The sequence below is a fragment of the Streptomyces sp. NPDC048659 genome, assembly GCF_040650575.1.
Classification (GTDB): Bacteria; Actinomycetota; Actinomycetes; order Streptomycetales; family Streptomycetaceae; genus Streptomyces.
Genome location: NZ_JBEZHM010000049.1, coordinates 47597 through 65771 on the forward strand (window position 1 = coordinate 47597; position 18175 = coordinate 65771).

15 protein-coding genes and 1 pseudogene are annotated in these 18175 nt (G+C 71.3%); all 16 read right to left on the reverse strand.

Annotation, left to right across the window (positions count from 1 at the left end):
• Positions 1 to 48: 48 nt before the first annotated feature.
• Positions 49 to 1161 (reverse strand): DUF4417 domain-containing protein, encoded by a 1113-nt coding sequence (locus AB0C99_RS29990; protein ID WP_362481621.1) that lies wholly within the window; start codon positions 1159 to 1161, stop codon positions 49 to 51.
• Entirely contained in the window at positions 1158 to 2474 is a 1317-nt protein-coding gene (locus AB0C99_RS29995; protein ID WP_362481624.1) for a ParB N-terminal domain-containing protein, read from the reverse strand. Before AB0C99_RS29995 ends, AB0C99_RS29990 begins: the two co-directional genes overlap by 4 nt.
• A gap of 51 nt (positions 2475 to 2525) precedes the next feature.
• Positions 2526 to 3539 carry a replication-relaxation family protein gene (locus tag AB0C99_RS30000; protein ID WP_362481627.1) on the reverse strand — a complete coding sequence of 338 codons (1014 nt, stop codon included), beginning with the start codon at positions 3537 to 3539 and terminating at the stop codon, positions 2526 to 2528.
• Positions 3536 to 5986, reverse strand: coding sequence for an ATP/GTP-binding protein (locus tag AB0C99_RS30005; protein ID WP_362481630.1), 2451 nt, complete (start codon positions 5984 to 5986; stop codon positions 3536 to 3538). Before AB0C99_RS30005 ends, AB0C99_RS30000 begins: the two co-directional genes overlap by 4 nt.
• 23 nt (positions 5987 to 6009) lie before the next feature.
• Positions 6010 to 6525: a hypothetical protein gene (locus tag AB0C99_RS30010; protein ID WP_362481633.1), complete on the reverse strand. Its 516-nt coding sequence runs from the start codon at positions 6523 to 6525 to the stop codon at positions 6010 to 6012.
• Positions 6526 to 6735: 210 nt separating this feature from the next.
• Positions 6736 to 7809 carry a bifunctional lytic transglycosylase/C40 family peptidase gene (locus AB0C99_RS30015; protein ID WP_362481636.1) on the reverse strand — a complete coding sequence of 358 codons (1074 nt, stop codon included), beginning with the start codon at positions 7807 to 7809 and terminating at the stop codon, positions 6736 to 6738.
• 13 nt (positions 7810 to 7822) lie between these two features.
• Positions 7823 to 8293, reverse strand: a complete 471-nt coding sequence (locus tag AB0C99_RS30020; protein WP_362481639.1) for a hypothetical protein — start codon at positions 8291 to 8293, stop codon at positions 7823 to 7825.
• Between the two features lie 312 nt (positions 8294 to 8605).
• The gene (locus AB0C99_RS30025; RefSeq protein ID WP_362481642.1) at positions 8606 to 11191 is read right to left on the reverse strand and encodes a hypothetical protein; all 2586 of its coding nucleotides are present in this window, start codon (positions 11189 to 11191) and stop codon (positions 8606 to 8608) included.
• Positions 11188 to 13791, reverse strand: a complete 2604-nt coding sequence (locus AB0C99_RS30030) for an ATP-binding protein (protein WP_362481645.1) — start codon at positions 13789 to 13791, stop codon at positions 11188 to 11190. Before AB0C99_RS30030 ends, AB0C99_RS30025 begins: the two co-directional genes overlap by 4 nt.
• A gap of 86 nt (positions 13792 to 13877) precedes the next feature.
• Entirely contained in the window at positions 13878 to 14156 is a 279-nt protein-coding gene (locus tag AB0C99_RS30035; protein WP_362481647.1) for a hypothetical protein, read from the reverse strand.
• Between the two features lie 26 nt (positions 14157 to 14182).
• A complete protein-coding gene (locus tag AB0C99_RS30040) occupies positions 14183 to 14773 on the reverse strand; it encodes a hypothetical protein (RefSeq protein WP_362481650.1) in 591 nt (196 codons plus the stop codon).
• Positions 14770 to 15102, reverse strand: coding sequence for a hypothetical protein (locus AB0C99_RS30045; RefSeq protein WP_362481653.1), 333 nt, complete (start codon positions 15100 to 15102; stop codon positions 14770 to 14772). The genes AB0C99_RS30040 and AB0C99_RS30045 overlap by 4 nt, the downstream gene beginning before the upstream one ends.
• A gap of 24 nt (positions 15103 to 15126) precedes the next feature.
• A complete protein-coding gene (locus AB0C99_RS30050; protein ID WP_362481656.1) occupies positions 15127 to 16245 on the reverse strand; it encodes a conjugal transfer protein in 1119 nt (372 codons plus the stop codon).
• Positions 16242 to 16523, reverse strand: coding sequence for a hypothetical protein (locus tag AB0C99_RS30055; protein WP_362481659.1), 282 nt, complete (start codon positions 16521 to 16523; stop codon positions 16242 to 16244). Before AB0C99_RS30055 ends, AB0C99_RS30050 begins: the two co-directional genes overlap by 4 nt.
• A gap of 110 nt (positions 16524 to 16633) precedes the next feature.
• Positions 16634 to 17563, reverse strand: coding sequence for a hypothetical protein (locus AB0C99_RS30060; protein WP_362481662.1), 930 nt, complete (start codon positions 17561 to 17563; stop codon positions 16634 to 16636).
• Between the two features lie 512 nt (positions 17564 to 18075).
• Positions 18076 to 18175: pseudogene (locus tag AB0C99_RS30065) on the reverse strand (glycosyltransferase family 2 protein); the annotation flags it as partial.

Here is an 18175-nt window from a genome sequence, read left to right on the forward strand (position 1 = left end):
GACCGGGACCGGTCGGCGGGCGGTTCGGGGCCTACGTGCGACGGCTGCTCACCGCGGCGGCAGGAGCGAGGCCATGAACTGGACCGTGGAGGCGAAGGCGTCGCCCGGCCGGGCGTGGACGTCCTCACGGCCGTTCGCGGTCATGATCGCGCCGTGCAGCGCGTACTGGTGCGGATTCTGGCTGACCAGGGTCAGGCGGTTGCCGAAGAGCGCGACCACCTGGGCGATCCTGTCGGTCCGCGACAGGCCGGTGAGGATGATCGGCATGTCGGCCGGCAGGTTCTCTGCGAGCCAGTAGAGACCGGGCAGCGCCCACGTGTCCCAGTTCGAGTTCTCCCTGACGGTCTGCAGGTTGACGGCGATCGCCGGTGGCGGCGCGTCCTCGATCCAGGAGGTGTAACGCTTGAGGTCCTCCAGGCGGAACCAGTAGATGTTCGGAACGGTGGGAACACCGGCGTCGGCGAGCTCCTGGGCGATCAGGAGGCACCGGCGCATGTTGAGCAGGTGCTCGGCCCTCGGCCAGTTGCCGTAGATGCTGAAGTTGGGAGCGAGGACCAGGTCCCAGCCCTGGGCGGCGATCTCCTCCACCAGGCCGTCCCGCTTGCGGTACGTCCAGAGCGCTTCGACCAGCGGGTCCTCTCCGTAGCCGACGAGGACGGCCTTCTGGCCCTCGCGCAGGGCGAGGACCTCACGGGCCTGCTTGCCGGCGAAGCGCGGGTAGATCGAGTGCGTGTCGGGACTGAACACCCGGCGGAGGCCAACTCCGTACGCGGGCCAGCGCAGGCTGGCGTCCAGCTGGGTGACGGCCGATCCGTCGGTCATCGGGATGAAGGCCGGAAGCTCGGGCAGGACGCCGTCGATGGTGATGTCGTCGAACGTGAGGGTGCCGCCCACATCGGCCATCCACTGCGCGATGTCCGTGCGTGATCCGCAGCGGATCGGGCAGCCGCCGCACGCACCGGCGGGCGAGCCCGCCTCGGTCGCGGAGCAGCCGCAGTACGAGCAGTCCGAGTTGCTTCCCGAGCACAGCGGCTCGACGGTCGCCGGGCCTCCCCGGCCGTCCGGGCCGGTCCAGAACGCGCAGGCGCGGCAGTCGCAGCCGCGGCCGGGCAGGGGCAGCGGCTGGCCGACTCGGGGCATCTGAAGGGAAACGGTGGTCATGCGGCGGTCTCGCTCTCTTGGATCGGGTTGGGGTTGGCCGCGTCGGCCAGGTGCTGTTCGAGTTCGCGGAGCGCCAGGCGCAGCGACCCGCGGTCGTACCGGGGGACTTCACGTCCCGCGCGGACCTCGGCCAGCAGGCCGCGGAGTCCGTCAAGGGCGCTGCGGACCACTTGGGAATCCGCTGCGGGAGCCGGAGGGGGAGCCGGTGGCGTGTCCTGCGCGGGGGGAGCGGGAACGGCGGCGACAGCTGGGCACTCGACCTGGCTGACGGGTCCGGCGTCCTGGGTCTCCTCCCGGGCGTCGTCCGTTCCTTCGGTCTCCGTGTCGGCGGGGCTGAGGGGCTCGGGGACGCGGGTGAGCGCGCGGCGGCGGCCGGCGTTGGCCCGTTCCAGGCGTTCCTCCGCGGCCTCGATCACCTCGTCGGGCTCGAGTTCCGGTGCCGTCAGGCCGATGTCCACGGCACTGGGCAGCAGGTGCAGGCGGCTGCTGCCCTTCAGCGCCGCCCAGATGTCGGCCGCCGCGGCCTCGCGCCCGCGGCGCAGCGCCGCGAACTTGATCCTGGTGTTGAGACGGACGGCCTCCTCGTCCATCTCCTCCGTCAACTCCCGGGGCAGCTCCCGGAAAGCGCGCACGAGTTCGGTGGCCTTGCGCTCGGTCAGCTGGAGGCCGAGGCGGCTGAGGACCTCGGTCCAGGGTGCCGCGCAGCTCTGGTCCGTACCACGGATCTTCTCCAGCGCCTTGAAGCGCTCGACGCTGTCGGTGATGGCGTAGACGTGGCCCGGGACGGGCTTGCCGGCCCGCAGCAGCTTGCCGACCAGCACGGCGCACCGCTGGTACATCAGGGCAGCGGCCTGCTCGCCCGGGCGCAGAGGCTCACGGGCGAAATTCTCCACAAACCTCCACATATGGCGCTCTTCGTCGCTGAGCGGGCCCGGGCACACGACGGCGGGCAGCGCCGCGAAGTGGGGGTTGTCCGGCAGGTTCTGGGCACCCCAGCGCATGGCCCGCAGGCGGCGCTCGCCGGTGACCAGGCGGATGGTCGGGGCGCGGCCGGCGACGGTGATCTCTTCCGCGAGGACGGGTTCGAGCATGCCCACGACCGACATCGACGAGATGAGGTCGGACAGCTCCTCCGGGGCGGTCACGTCGCCGGGCTTGCGCCCCTGGGGCTCGGTGAACGGACTGCCCGGTCCGCGCATCGGCAGCATCTCGAAGCGGCGCTGCCTCAAGTTGGCGCTGCGCTGCAGGATCTCGGTCAGTTGGATCATGCTGCCGCCCTCGGGCGGCGAGGCTTCCACCGTGGCGATGGTCATGAGCTGGTGTCCTTCATGCGGTGGCGGCGCGGCCGGGCGGGCCGCGCCAGCTCACTGAACGGTCTTGAGGTACAGGTCGGTCAGCGGGGGCCGCTGCTCGGGAGTGCCGCGCAGGAGCGGCGTGAAGATCGGCTCGAACGGGCCGCGCTCCTGCAAGAGCTGCAGCGTGGTCACGCCGATCGACAGCCGGCCGGCCAGACGCGAGAGCCGCGGATCCGCCCGGGTCAGGGTGTAGAGGTCTTCGGTCCGCGCGGCGAGCCGGGAGGCAAGCGTGGGCGAGGGCCTGCCGTCCAAGACCACCAGGAGCCGGGGGAAGACGGGGTAGGTGTACTGCCACGCCGGCCTGGTCGACGCCGCCGACCGGCGGGCCCGGTCGGGGTGCTGCGGCACGTACTCGTGCATCCGGCCGTACGCCGCGATCTTGGCCGCCAGTCGGGCGGCCGTCATCGTGGCCCGGTCCAGCTCCAGGAACAGCGTCATCATCGCCCGCTGTCCCCGGCGCACGTGCACGTAGCTCAGGACCGCGTCGCTGATGACGTGGTCGTCCTCGAAACGCCGCTGCCCGTCCCGGATCCGATGGGCGACCTCCGGCGTCCAGTCGAGCGGCCCGCACTCGTGCCCCAGCCGAGCCGCGTGCCGCACGAAGGCGATGCCCGTCTCGTTGACTGCCAGGGTGTGCAGCTGCCGAGCCCCGGCGACCGCCTCCGGCGTGATCCGGTAGGGCCGGGGCTGAAGCTCCCCGCCGTCCTCGACGGACTGTGCGCCCTCCTCGGTCAGGAACCACAGGTACGGCGGCTTGGTCGGACGCCGCGTCTTGCGCTCCCCTTGTCCGGCCGCCTGGGGCTGGTGGCTGGCCCAGATGCGCTGGACCAGACCGGCCGCGAGGAGGCCGCGCAGCTGACGGCGAAGGTACGAGGCGCTCGCCGCCGGCAGCAGCAGCCGCTGCAGCTGATCGGTGGACATCACCCGGTGCTGGTACAGCACATGGAGCACCCGGGTGCCGATGGAGTGGAAGCTCGCGCGCTGCTCCACGCTCGGAGCCGGGACATCGGTGATCATGCTCATACGACCACCGAGCCGCCGGCCGGGCCGTCGTCCTCGTCGTACGGCGGCTCTTCCTCGTCGTACGGCGGTTCCTCGTCGGTCGAGCCGCTGATCACGGTGCCCGGATCCTTGCTGATCCGGACTCGTCCACCCTCCGGCGCCTCCTGGGCCTGGCCAGGGGCGCCGTCCTCCGCAGCGCCCTCCTGGCCGCGGCCGCGGGGCATCTCGTCGTCATCGTCAGGCTGCACCTGGATCGAGGCGAGGGCACGCATGATCCGGTTGTCGAGGCGGCGGAGGTCGTCGAGGATCTCCCGGACCGGGCGCCGGCTCAGGTTCTGGTCAACGGACGCCGACAGCTTCGGCAGATCGTCGGGACGGTGGTAGTCCTCGTACAACTCCTCGACGCTGGCGCCCCGCACCCGGAACGGGTCGGTGCGCCCGTCGGCGAGGGTCACCGACATCACGTAGTTGTACGGCCGCAGGGCGGTGATGGTGTCCGGCTCGACCTTCTTGCCCCAGCGCCGGGTCACCAGCAGCGCCTCGTCGACGTCGCTGGCGGTCGTGGAGAGCACCGACAGGTTCTGCAGCAACCCCTGCCGGGTCGTCGGGGTCAGACGCTGTGCCATCTGCGTCATCGCCAAGAGCTTGACCCGGAACTTGCGCAGCTGTTCGGCGATCGCCGCCAGCGTGCCCTTGCTGGCCCCGTCGACCGCGGTGAGCTCGTCGATGAAGCAGTAGAAGTCCTTGCGGTCCGCCACGGGTATGTCCCGGCGCGACAGACCGGCTCGGAACAGGTCGTAGATCAGCAGGCACGACACGATCCGGTCGGTGTCACCCGTGCCCGACGGGCAGATGAAGACGACCTTGCCCTGGTCCATGGCGGTGCGGATGTCGTAGGTGGACAAGGACGACCCGAGGAACGCCTTCACGGCGTTGCTGCTGTCGAGACGCTCGATGATGTTGGTGACGACCGGCGTCGCCTCGCCCGGGTACTTCTTGTAGGTCTTCTCCCAGAAGTCCCGCAGGTTCTTCGACAGGTAGGGGACGACGGCGTCGCGCCACTCCTCGTCGGTGAGGATCGTGCGGATCTGGAAGATCGTGGGCGCGAGTTCGGGCTTGCCGGCCTTCGCCAGCAGCAGGGACAGCTCGACGAGCGACTCGACCGAACGGGTGAGGATCGTCTTGGCACGGCCCGCCGAGTCGCTCCAGTTCAGCGCGCTGGAGAAGCCCGTCACCACGTACTGGACGATGTCGGGGATGTCCTCCTCTTTGCGGTTCTGCATCGACAGCGGGTTCCAGGACGCGACCCGGGCGTTCATGTCGGGCGAGGTCAGGTCGATTTCCCAGATCCGCGGCGCGAGCTCGCGGTGCGCGAGGTACGGCCGGGCCCTCTGCCAGCCGTCCCCATGCGGATCCAGAAACAGGATGCCGTGCCCGTTGTGGGCCAGCGCGATGGCCTGGACGAGGCTCATCTCCGTCTTGCCGTAGCCCGCCTTACCCAGGAACAGGGCGAAGAGGAGGTAGCGCAGGGGGATGCCGGCCAGGCGTTCCCCGCCGCCGGGACGGGAGACCCAGCCGAGCGGCAGCAGGTCGGGCTGTCCGGTCCACGAGGGCAGTCCCGGGTGGGGCGGCGGGACCACACCGCCGGAGCGCATCACGTTCGCCGCCGAGTTGTGCTTGGTCGGGGGCTTCAGCAGCCCGGCGATCTCCTCGCCGGTCACCCACCCGCGTCGGCGCGGGGCGAAGAGACCCGTCTCGAAGCGCCGGTCGAAGTGCTGACGGTAGAACACCGAGTCGGCGCGCAGCCGGGTGATGCCGAGGTTCAGCCCGACGGGCCGCAGGTAGTTGTCGCCCGCCCAGCCCTCCAGGGCCGCGAGCAGCTGGTCCAGCAGCAGACGCGGCCGGTGCGGGTCGGTGGAGCAGGTGCGCAGAAGCAGCTGGAGGTCGAAGACCGGGTCGACGCCCGGGTGGAACTTCCCCATCGCGGCCTTCATGTCGGTCGCGTTGAGCATGCGCTGCGCCTGGGGGCGGCCGCCCGCGGCCGGGCGCTTGGCCTGGGCGCCGCGCATCTCGGAGGCGATCTCCGAGCCGATCGAGGACAGCCGGTCAATGCTGAAGCCGGAGCCGCCCCCGCCCTGGCGCGGCATGCCGGGAATGGACGGCATGTCGTTCGGCGAGCGACGGGCGGCCGCCAGGAGCCGGCTGCGCCGGCGGGCGACCCTGCCCTTGGCAACCGGTACCAGGTCCAGGACGACGTCGGCTCGCTCCTGGAGGGAGGTGCGGACATCGGCGACCGCGGCGGCCAGGGCCTCGAGCGGGTCGGGCCTCAAGGGGACGTCCCGCAGCGCGAGGTGGTCCGGCAGCGCCAGGGCCAGCTCTGCACGTGCGACGTGGAGTCGGCGCTCGGCGGCCGGCGGGGTGTTCTTCGACAGGCTCACGGCCGCATCGGAGTCGGACGGCTTACTCATGATCGTTTCCTTCGTGCGGGCGGTCAGGCCGCAGCGGCCGTGGTGCCGGTGCCGTCGTTGTGGATGCCGAGCCGGATCTTCGGGCGCTCGGGTTTGCTCTCCTGGCCGGTGACCGCGCGCAGCTCGCACTGGGCGTAGCCCTGGTGGCGCAGCACGGTCGTGGCGCGGGCGGGGCCTTCGACGCGAAGGGTCAACGGGCCGCCGACGGACATCAGCCGCACGCGCATCGCGGTGCCGCGGGCCGGCATCGCCCAGCGGGACGTGCTGCTCTGGGCCCGCGCGATCTGCTTCGCGAAGCGCAGGACGTCCTCGAGCGCCGGGTCGAAGCCGTTGGTGGGGAGCACCTCGAAAGCGGTGCGGTTGCTCAGCGTGGACCGGCTCATCAGCCGCTGCACCACGCCGACGGTGATGGCGATGACGAGGGCGCAAGGGACGACCCACCACAGGTTGTTGATGGCCCAGGACGGGGCCTGCTGGGCGAGCTCGGGCAGGTTGCCGATGCCGGAGATGATCTCGTCGATCACGTCGTTGGTCGTCATCGGCGCTCGGCCTTGCTGTTCGGCGGGACGGTGTTCGGGCTCTCGGGCATGGGACGGCTCCAGTGGCATCGGTCGGAGTTCGGCGGATGCACATAGAGGTGTCGAAGAGCCCCGGGGTGTGACAGCCCGCGGAAAGAAGTTCTGAGCCGCGCGGTGGGGCAGCAAAGGAGCCGGGGTCCGCCTGCGCGGACCCCGGCTCCTGCCGAGGATTCAGCCGATGTGCCGCATCGCGATGATCTGCGAGGTCCAGTAGCTGAGCGGCTTGATCCGAACCGGCAACCCGGTCTTCGGGGCGTCGATCACCTCCGGCTCCCCCTTCGCGTTGAGTCCTATGTACATGCCGACGTGCTCGGGACCCGAAGGGCCGGAACGCGAGAACAGGAGGTCGCCGGGCCGGAGCTGGCTGACGCTTGCGACGGGTGACCCCTTCTTGACCTGCTCATAAGTGGTTCGGGGCAGGTTCACACCCGCGTTGCCCCAGGCGAACTGCATGAGCGAGGAGCAGTCACAGCCGTTGCCGCGGGCGTGGTCGAAGGGCGGCTTGCAGTCCCCGGCCCACTGGTACATCGTGTCGAGCGCGGTCTTGGCGGTGGCGATCGCCTGCGCGGCGCCGCCCGATCCCTGGGGCAAGGGGATGTTTCCGCCGCTGTCGAGGGCGGTCCACTTCTCGGCCAGGTCCCGGATCTTCTTGACGTAGTTGCGGGTTTCGGTGATGGGCGGGATGCCGCCGGCCTTCTGCACGGCGTAGGGGCCGGCGTTGTAGGCGGCGAGCATGTTGTCGGTCTTGTTGCCGGCGACGTCCTTCACCTGGTCGGCGAGGTAGCAGTCGTAGGCGATCGCCGCGGGGATGGCGTCCTGGGGGTTCCAGACGTCCTTGACGCCGTCGCCGTTGCCGTCGACGCCGTGCGCGGCCCAGGTGGTGGGGATGAACTGCGCGATGCCGTCGGCGATCGGCTTCTTGACCTTCTTGCCCGTCTTGGGGTCCTCCACCCACTCGAAGGACTGGGCGGTCGGGTTGAAACTGCTCTCGTTGTAGATCTGCGCGGCGATCAGGGACGCGGTGACCTCGGCGCACCCGTACTTCCCGATGTTGTTGAGGATGAGCGCCCTGTACTCGGCGGGCACTGGTGCGTTGTCCGCGATGCCGCCGCCGAAGCCGGCGTTCTCCATACCGCCGCTGGTGTTGTCGCTGCCCATGGCCATCGCGACCGCGACGACTGCGGCGATGACGATCGTGATCAGGAGGCCGCCCAGGCTGGTCAGGGCGAACATGACCTTCTTCATCTGCGCCGCCTGCTCACGCGTCGGGCAGCGCGGTGACCAGCCAGGTGCCGGCCTGGCTGCGCTGGAGCTTGAGGGCGACCTGCTCGTCCGTGCCGGACGACTTGCCATCCGTAGGGGTGACAGTCAGCCGGTACCACACCCGCACCCAGGCCGTGTCGGCCGTCGGAGCGGGGGCCCCGTCGGGAACAGCGAGCTGGGAGATCTCAGCGGCGACGAGCGCCTGGGCCTGGGTCCACTGCTGCCACTGGCGTGCGCTGCCTGCGGAGGTGGTCGTCAGCTGCTCGGCCAGGTCCTTGCCGACATAGGCGCCGGCCCGGCGGGCAGCTTCGCCGTAGGAGCCGTCCTTCCCCGGCCGGGCGTCGTGCCCGGTCCAGGCGAGGACGAACTGGCGGGCGACGGTGGCGACGTCCTCCGGCACCGGAGTGGCGCTCGGGGCATCGTCGCTGGCCGACGTCGGCGAGGGGCTGGTGCTGGAGGAAGGCATCGACGCCGGGCGGCTCGGGGCGCTCTCCGAAGGCCCGGTGCTGCTCTCCACCCGGGTCGGAGCCGCCGTCGCTGCCGGGCCTGACGACGGAGTGGACGACGGCCCCTGGGTCAGCAGCGTGATGCCGAGGCAGGCGAGAAGGGCTGACGCTGCGAGCAGAGCCACAGTGCCCGCAGTGCGGGGACGTCGCTGGCGATCGGTGTGCGGCATGGGGGTACCCCGTTAGGTGGTTCGAAGTGGTCGCGCGACGACGGCGCGAGAAGGGGAGCGGGGCTGGTGGGGCCCGCGGCGCGGGCCCCACCAGCGGGAGGATCAGGGCTTCGGACGCGGCGGTCCTGCCGGCCGGGTGGCGCGGCGGATACGGCGAGGCGTCCCTGCGCTGGAGCTCGGAGCGGTCGGCGCGCTGCCGGTGCCCGAGCCGGCCGCCTTGGGCGCCGGCGCCTTCGGCGGGTGGGGCAGGGCTGGAACCGAAGCTGGCCCGCCTGCGGACTTGCCCTTCGGCGGAGCCGCCGGCGTGCTCTTCGAGGCCGCCTTGGGCGCGGCCTTCGGAGCGGACGTGCCCGGGCGCGGAGCTGTGCCGGGAACGCGGGGAGCGGTGGCCGCGACCCTGGTCCCCACCGGCATGGACGGCTTGGGCGGTGCCGTGGGCTGCGCCATCCCGAGCTGGATGTTCGCGCCGTGGCGTCCCACGAACCGGCCGGCCGTCGCGACGTTGCGCACGTACTCGTCCTTGAACGCCACGGCCTCGCCGACCTTCTTGTCCACCCGGGCCGACGTCCGGTCCTTGACGGCGGTGAGCTGGCCCTTGACCTGGTCGGCGCGGGCCTTGGCGGTCGCTGTGCCCCGCTTGGCCGCGGCGACTCCCCGCGGAATGCCGACCGGCGCGCCGACGGTGGCCAGGGCGGTGAACTTGGTGGCCTTCCACCCGTACTTGCCGGCCGCGGCCGCCACCTTGCCGGTGGCCATGGTGGCCCGGCCGCCCCTGGTCTGGGACAGCTTGTTCGCGGCGGCCGTGGCCAGGCGCTTCTTCAAAGTCTGCTTCGCCACGTTCTGGGCTGCGATCTTCGCCGCTGTCGCAGTGCCGCCGGTGCCGACCGCGGTCGCGACGTTGGTGGCCAGCCTCGCGGCCGCGCGCACCCGCCCGCCCTTCTTCCCGGCCTGCGGCGGACCGGTCCACAGCTGCTTGGCGGTGCGGCCGACCTTGCTGAGCGGCGTGGTGACCTTCCGTGCTTCACCACGGGCCTCGCCCCAGACCTGCTTCAGGCCGGGGGCGGTCTCGGCGTACCGACCGGGGGTGTTGAAGACGCTCTGACGCGAGCCGCCGACCCGTGCGTTGGCCAGCCTCCTGTTGAGGTTGACGGAGATCTGCCGGGCGGTCTCCTTGATCTTCTTATGCCCGGCCAGCCCTGCGATCGCGGTGATGTCGATGGCGATGAACTTGACCGCCAGGATCGAGCCGGTGTCGGCACGGACGAGCGCGATGATGATCAGGATGAAGATCGCCAAGAAGAGGATCGACAGGACCACGGCCAGCACAGCCTTGGTGATCGCCGACACCCAGCGCCACAGGACGGCGCGCCCGCCGCCGGGCAGGATGCCGGCGCACAGCGCCCAGTGGCCGCGGATGCCCTCGAAGGCGATCCAGCCCTGCGCGGTCAGGAACCCGCCGGTGACCAGGACCACCAGGACCGAGACGATGATCGCGGCCAGAGCCACGAACGCGGCGCTGAAGGTGAGGTCGGCGGAGGCCTTCTTCGCCTGGATCTTGGTGTTCTGGCCCTGGCATGCCTTGGTGAACTGGTCGCCGGCGTTGAGGAGCTGGTCGCTGTAGGACGCGCCGCCGGGGTTCGCCCGGGTGGCCTCCCAGAAGTTGAGGCCCTTCTGTGACCAGTTGTACTCAACGAGCTTGGCCTGGGCGAACGCCTCGGCGCACTTCCCGTCGAAGACCTGCCCGTAGAGCATCAGCTGGGTCGGCTTGACGATGAAGGCGTCGACGAGCGCGTCGGTGATGGGCTTGCTGACGGTTGCGGTCTGGGCCTGAGTACGGCTGGGGTCCTCGGACAGCACGAGGCTGGAGATCTGCAGGGACAGGTCCTTCGACTTGCCCAGCAGACCCTCCTGGGACAGCAACATCGTCGATCCGCCGGGGCTGGGCTGGTCCTGGGTTCCGAGCAGCACCTGGGCCGGCGAGAGCAGCACCGTGGTGGCGATCGCGGCCACGACCAGGGAGACGCCGGCCTCGGCGAAGCCCCGCGACTTCTGCTTGAACATGATGTGCCAGCCGCCGTAGCAGCCGGCGAACGTCAGGAACAACCCGGGCAGGCCCAACCTGTTGATGACCTGGTCGCGGATCGTCGTGGCGATGTGGTCGACCGGGCCGACGAGGATCTTGGCCAGTCCGAAGTCGAGCGCCCACTTGATCAGCCAGCAGGCGAAGCCGATGAACCACTTGGCGATGCCGAAGAACAACTGGGCCAGGATGTTCCAGATCTTCAGGTCGATGTCAGTCCAGCCCCCGGTGTCCGCGCTCACGGTGTAGGCGGAGATCGGTACGCCGTACTGGTCCTTGACGTTGAAGGGCTGGAGGAGGCCGTCCGAGGCGTCCGCCGGCGACTTGCTGAGGTCGTCGACGGGCTTGCCGTCCGGCGGTGCCGGGGACAGGCCCGGCCGCGGCTCGGTGATCGGGTTCGTCGGCGTCGGCTTGGGTGCCGGCGTCGGCTTGGGCGACGGGGTGGAGCCAGGCGCGGAGGGGGCCGGGCCCGGCGACGGCGTGGGGACCGGGTCGGCCCATGCCAGGGCGGCGAACAGCGCGAGGAAGACGGCGATCGGAATCGCGAGGAGCCAGACCCGGCGGCGGCCGGTCTGCGGGCGGCGCACGGTGGCGCGGCGGCCCCTCATGCGAGGCTCTTCTCAAGCACCGGGACCGCGTCCAGCTCGTCGACGTCGGCGTCCTTGCCGCCGGGGGTGGTGTGGATCGCGTCGGCCGCGCGCTCATCCGCCGGGATGAGCACCTTCATGCCGCCGATCCGCTTGCGCAGGTCGCGGTACAGGCACTCGCCGGCCCGCAGCAGCCGCTCGGTGTCGGAGACGTTGATCGGGCTCAGGTTCTCCGTGATGACCTTGAGCATCTGCGGGTCGGCCGGGTCGAGGTCCAGGAACTCCAGGCACCGGCTCGCCAGGGTCTTGCCGCGGTGGCGGAAGACAAAGATGTGGGACAGCAGCGACCTGATCTTGTCGCCGATCTCGTTCCGCGGCCCGATGTCGTACGGGTCGTGGCTGCCGGCGAAGACACCCGCGAAGTGCTTGCGGCCGTCCGCGATGATCTCCAGGAGCAGGTTGGAGCCCTCCGCGCTCGAGGTCAGCCACCAGCACTCGTCCAGGAAGACACCCGTGAATTCGGCCGGGTTGGAGAAGGCGATCTCCCTGCACAGGGCCGTGATCAGGTACATGAGGCGCCAGCCGAAGAGCTTTTCGATCTCCAGGCTGCCGAGGCGGTGCTCGGCCAGCTCTTCCTTCGTCGGCAGGCCGATGCGGTCGACCGCGAACACGATGCTGTCGGCGTTGGTGATCTGGACGACCGGCAGCGTCGGGTCGAAGATGACCTTGCCCAGGTCCTTCTTGGCCAGCGCGCGAAGGGTGCGCACCAGCTCCGAGGCGGAGGCGCGCACCGCGGCGTCGTTGGGCTCGTCCGGGTCTGCGGTCTTGGCCCGGCGGGCGAGTGTGTCGACCAGGGCGCTCATGCTCGGGTTCGGCGCAAGACGGGTCGCCTCGATGGCCTCGGCCAGCGTGACGCCCTCGACGCTCATGGAGCCGATGCCCAGCAGCGGGGTCAGGAAGGACTCGCAGTACCGCGCGGCTCGCGGCCCGCGGAAGACCCGCAGGGGGTCGAGGGATATGCCGGCCGTCTCGTCGACCCGGATGATCTGTGTGGTGCCCGGGCACGCGGCGGCGAAGCGGCTCCACTCCTGCTGCGGGGTCCGGTCGATGACCAGCGCCCGGCCCCGGCTCCCAGCGGTGCCCTCACGGTGGCCGGTGGCCAGGATCGAGTGCATCGCCGTCTTCATGGCGACGCTCTTGCCGGAGCCGAGCTCGCCGACGAACGCCGCCGAGGCGCTCGCGTTCACCTTCGGGCCGTGGCTGAAGTCCACCAGGACCGGCCGCACGCCGCCGCCGTTGAGCTGCAGTCCGTACAGGCTGCCGGTGTCATCGCCGAGTGCGGCGCCGCAGAACGGGAGGGCCATCGCGAAGTCTCTGGCGAGGAGGTACTGGGTGTAGTCCATGACGGGCTTGGGCGTGGGGACGCCAGGGAGCATCGCGTGGAAGAGCGCGGCCTGGTCGCCGACGGGCCGCACCAGCGTGTAGTCGTTGCCGCCGAAGTGGGCGGCCAGGCTGCTCGCCTTCTCGTTGGCCTCGTCCGCGTCGGCGCCCCACACGCATGTCATGACGGTCGCCCGGATCTCGACCTCGGTCGAGGAGGAGGTCAGGCGGTCGCGGTACTCGTCCAGCTGGAATGACGCCTTGTCCAGGGAGGCCGGGACGCCCGCGGTCTCGCCCTCGTACTCGCCTCGCTGGTGGGCGAGCTCGCGCTGCTGCCGGCGCGAGCGCGGCTCGGCCTTGGAGCCGGCCTCGATGTGCAGGCGGACTGCCCAGTCCACGGGGAACCCGAAGTCGTCGAGCGCGCTGAGGTATTCGCTGCCGGGGAAGACGAAGCTCTCGGGCATCTCGGACAGGACGCAGAACGCCTGGTAGGAGTCGCCGTGCTGGGTGGACGACTTCAGGTAGCGGCGGCGGAAGGGGTTGACCGGCGCCTTGGAGCCGCTGTCGCTGCGGGCTCCCTCGTCCAGGATCACCTGGGTGTGGGCGGTGACGGTGTGGCCGCGGCCGCGCAGGGAGCGGGCGGCGCCCTCCTCGGGCAGGAGCGGCTCGCTGACGCCGCGGCGGGCGCTGTGTCCGTATATCCAGAGGATCTCGGCCTCGGTGGCCGGCCTCATCTTGATGCCGGTAGGCCAGGAGGCGGCCATCCGCCGGGCGTCGGCGAATCGCTTCTCCTCCTCGGCGATGCTCACCGGCGGGACCGGCATGCCGAGCGTGGAGAGCAGCTCCCCCTGGGCGGAGGCGAACACGGCCTTCGCCGACTCCTTGAAGTCGGCGGTCGGCAGCGGAACCGCGATGAAGTCCACCCGGCCCGTCAGCTCCCAGTCCTCGAGCTGGTCGAGGACCTTCAGGGACAGGTCGATGTACTCGGGCGACTTGTCGAGGTCGACCCCGGAGGTCATGCGCGTGACCACCGACGCCGCGTCCACCTGCGGGCACAGCGACAGCAGCAAAACCTCGCCGCGCAGCGACTTGAAGAGCGCTTCGAGCGCGTCCAGCCGCTCCCGCTTCGTGGCCCGTGAGGCGTGGGTGTAGTTCTCGGAGTCCACCTTCCACACGCCCCACACGGCGGCGTTCTTGGTCCAGAGGAGGTGGCCGCTGATGTGCCGGACGGGGAGGCGCATGAGATTCCTGCTTTCGGTGCGAAGTACGAGGGGTGCCGCGCCGGTCGGCTCCGGAGGCCGGGCCGGCGCGGCGAGTGGAGAGGAGGTCAGGTAGCCGGGGGGATGACGACCGGCGGCTCGTAGGGAGCGGTGATCCGGTTCAGGGCGGCGCGGACGCGCGCGGCGTTGCCGGTGATCCAGGAGGCGAAGAGCTCCTCGCTCACCTGGCCGCGGCAGGCCCGGGCCTCCTGCGCGGGGCTGCCGGCCCGCGCGGCGGCCGCTTCGAGGTGCCACATCGCGGCGACCAGATCGGTGATCAGCGGCGTCTCGATGTGGGCGATCTTGCGCGCGTGGTCGCAGGCGACGGCCGGGGCAGTGGTGTTCATGCGGGTAAGTCCTTCGGTGGTAGGAGTCATCGCTCGTCGAGTGAGGCGAGAAGGGCCTGCAGGCCGGACTTGGCCGGCTGGCGCGTCCGGGCCGCCGACGAGGCTGCGGCTGGAACGGGCTGTGCAGCGGGGGCCGGGCGGGGAGTCGGCCGGGGCGCCGGCTTCCGGGCCGCGGGCACGGCCGCCGGGACCGGCTCGGCCTGAGCGGCCCGAGGGGCGGTGCGCACGTGGACGGTGCAGGTGGCGCCGGCCAGCCGAGGTCGGCTCCGGTGCTGGGGCGAGCCCGCCAGCCGGCCGTCGGCCGGGGTCGACGCGTAGACCAGGAGGCTGCGCAGTGCCCGGGCGGGATCGCGTCCGTCCAGGCGGGCGTAGCGCAGGACCCAGGCCGTGCCCCAGGGCAGGATGACCATCGCCAGGACGTTCATGACGCCGAAGTGAGCCCACAGCTGCCTGGTGATGATCAGGAGCAGGAACGTGGCGACCATCGTCACGATCTGCGTGATCGTGTATGGGCCGCCGGGGAGCCGTCCGGCGCCCGGGAGCTTCCCGATCACCAGCGGGTGCTTGCGCGCCCGGGTGTAGGAGTGCCCGATCAGCTGCTCCTCGTCGGCGCTCACAGCACGGGCCCGTCACCGACGGTGGGCCCGGTCACCGGCGGGACCGTGACGTGGATGGCCTTGGTGCCGGTGTCGTTGATCTCGGAGCCGACCTTGCCCTGGAGGCTGGGCATGTTGGCGATGCCCCACAGGACGAGGGCGCCGAGTAGGAACGCGACGGCGGTGGCCACCCAGGACTTGGTGCGCCAGTAGGCGCCGATGATGGCGACGACGACCAGGACGCCGGCGACCAGCTTGACCAGGGTGCCTATCTGGTTGGTCTTGGTCGTGGCCCAGGTGAGGATGTCGCCGGCCAGCAGGACGGTGTTCGGGTCGGTGGTGGTGTGCATCGTTCTTCTCTCTGGATCACAGGGTTAGGAGCTCGACGGCGACGGCGAGGAGCTGGCCCCCGTGTCGTCCGTGCCGCCGGGGTTGGGGGAGGGGGAGGCCAGCTCCGGTGCGCCTCCGCGCTGGAGCACCGGGGCGGCCCCGAGGGAGGCGACCTCCCAGCGGCCGCCGCGCGAGCGCAACGTCAGCGCGTAGGTCAGCGGGTACGTTGCGCCCGAGGCGTCCTTGGCGTTGACCGTGGCCAGGGCCTGACGGACGGCGCCGTCGGTGGGGACCGTCGTGCTGCTGGCGTTGCCGGAGTCGTCGGCGACGCCGGTGATCTCGACGCTGGCGTACGGTGCCGGAGCGATGGCCCGCAGGGTGACGCCGGGGGAGGTGTACCGGTCGAGTTCGCCCTTGCCGGCGAGGTACGCGCCGAGGAATCCGGCGATTGTCTGCGTCGCGGGGTCGGCCGGGTTGCTGCCGCGGTCGGTTCCGTAGCCGAGCCCGCTGGGCTTCAGCGCGCCCGGTGCGGCGACCTGGGCCGGCAGGGCCGTGGCCGCGTAGCCCGCCGCCGCGTCGTCGGACTTCTTGCTCCCGCCCGCGGACAGGGGACCAAGCACCTGAACGGGGACCTGGTAGTACTGCAGGCCTGCGTCGCTCCAGGCGCCCTTGGAGTCCTTCTGCGCCACGCGGGCCGCGACGGTCACCGTCCAGTAGCCCGGCTGTACCTCGCGGCTGGCCACCGCGACGGTGCGCGTGGTGCTGCGCGTCCCCGGCTGGGTGGTCAGCGTGATCGACCCGGCGTAGTAGGGGCTGAGCGAGTTCTCGGTGCCCTGTCCGGCCTCGATGTAGGCCGCCACGTACAGCTGCGCGAACCCGCTGGGTCCGGTGTCGGCGACCGACTGCGCGGCCGGCGCCGCGGCGGGTGCGCTCTGAGCCGGAGCGGAAGTGCCCAGCAGCGACGCGACCCCCAGCAGCGGGCCGGATGCGATCAGGACCCAGGCCCCGATGCGGGCGAGCCGCGCGGCGCCGGACAGGCCGGCGGTGCTGGTCTGCCAGCCGGTCTCGTCCTCGCTGTCGACGACGTCCGGCTCCGGCTCTGCCGCGGGGACGTCGTCCCACGCCTCTTCCTCGGCCGCCGCCCGGCGGCGGCGGAGCTTCACGACGCCCTCCGCTCGGCCTGGGCGGTGATGACGGCACGGATCCGCTCGCGCAGCTCGTCGGGGGTGCGCTGGAGCATCGACTCCCAGGACTGCAGGGCGGGCTCGGAGTCGCGCTCCATGAAGCGGCGCAGGGCCTGGTGCACGCTGCGGTCGAACGGGGCAAGGACGAGCGCGGTGCCCAGCTCGGTCAGCTGGCGGCGGGCTCGGGCGACGCGGGTCTCGTCCTCGTCAAGGAGAGAGTCGGAGGGTCCGTGCGGGCCGGCGAGGGAAGTGGACACAGTGGTACTCCCGGTCTCGGTGATGGGCTGGGCGGGAAGAGGTCGTGGATGCGGATCGGCAATAGAGGTGCCGATCGGGGCCGCGGTGTGACGGTCGGCGGCCGGGAACTTCAGACGGTGGCGAGGTAGCCGTTCAGATCGGCGTTGCGCAGTGGGCGGACCGCCCGGCTGGCGCGCTGGCGGAGCCTGTTGCCCTCGGCCCCCATGGCGCGGGTGGTACGGAACGCCTGGTCGGGGTCGAGCGAGGTGCTGAGGTAGTACTCCGTGATCCGCTGGGCGTCGGAGACCTTCAGCGCCTGGATGTCGACCGCCCACATGACCAGGGCCAGGAGCTCGGTACGGGCCTCGCCGTCGGTCAGCTCCGGCTCGTCCTGGCTGACGAGCTCGAGCTCGGCGGCGTGCGCCAGGAGGTCGGCGAGCTCGAACTGCAGGAGGGGGTCCGGCGACTCGGTGCCGATCAGCGGCACCTGCGGGTCGCCGGTCAGCGGCGCCAGCGACCGGGTGATCTTGCGGAGCTCGCGGCGGTCGTCGAAGTCGTCGGCCAGCGTGCTCTGGGCCAGCATCAGCGTGTCCATCGACAGGTTCGCGAAGATCCTCCGGGGACGGCGGTCCAGCGGGTAGGTGCGCACCACCTCGAACAGCGCGCTCAGGACCGTGCTGAAGATGACCTCCCAGTCGACCCCGGGCCGCAGCTGGGTCTTGGCCATCAAGATCGCCTTGGGCAGGAAGATCCGGACGGCGACCCGCCAGGCCACCTCGCCGTCGAAGTCGGCGGCGGTCGCCCGCCGCAGCAGCGCGGCCAGGGCCTGGTCGTGGCCGGCCCAGTCACCGCGGCGGAAGAGCCGGACCAGGCGCTCGACGACGTCCTGGGGGGTACGGACGCCGGCGAGCTGGTCGTCCTCCTCCGACCAGCGGAGGATCCGGTCGGCGGCGCGGGGGTCGCGGCTGAGGACCTCCCAGTCGCGGTTCATGCGCTGCAGGGCGCCGTACCCGGACCCGGAGAGAGCGGTGGCAGAGGCGGTGCGGTTCTTGGTGGCCACGTCCGTGCCCGTCCTTTCGCGTCATCTGGCTGATGTCGCTCACGCTCTTCGCACCCCCCTTGTCCGCGGCCTGATCGACTTCCGCGGCCGGGGCGGTCCAGGGGAAACGCCGACGCGGTCCGGCTGGACAAGGGGTGCGCGGACAAGGGGTGCGGTCCGGCGAGGTGCACGGACAAGGGGTGCGGTGCGGTGCGCGGACAAGGGGGCCGCACCGCATCGCCGGCCTCGACCGCACCACCGCACCGCACCACCGGGGTGCGGTGCGGTGCGGTGGAGCAGTCGTGGTGCGGTGGTGCGGCCGCCGTTCCGCACCACCCGCGATCCAGGTCGTCGTCCTGGGTGCGGCGCGGTGGTGCGGAAGGTGCGGTGCGGACGCTGTCGCCCCCCTGCCGACCCCAAGGGCGACCCGGACAGGGGAGCCGTCGTGGACGCGGAGGGTCACCAGAGGGGAGAGATCTCTCCCCGAGTTCGGCTTCCGGCCTGAGCCCACGCCTTGGCGGCCGAGGGTGCCGCGCGACGTCCCGCATGATCGACAGCCACAGGGCGTAGTCCTGCCGCTTACGCATCTCCGGCATGAGCCGGGTGCCCAGGGCGTTGCGGTCGTACATCGCG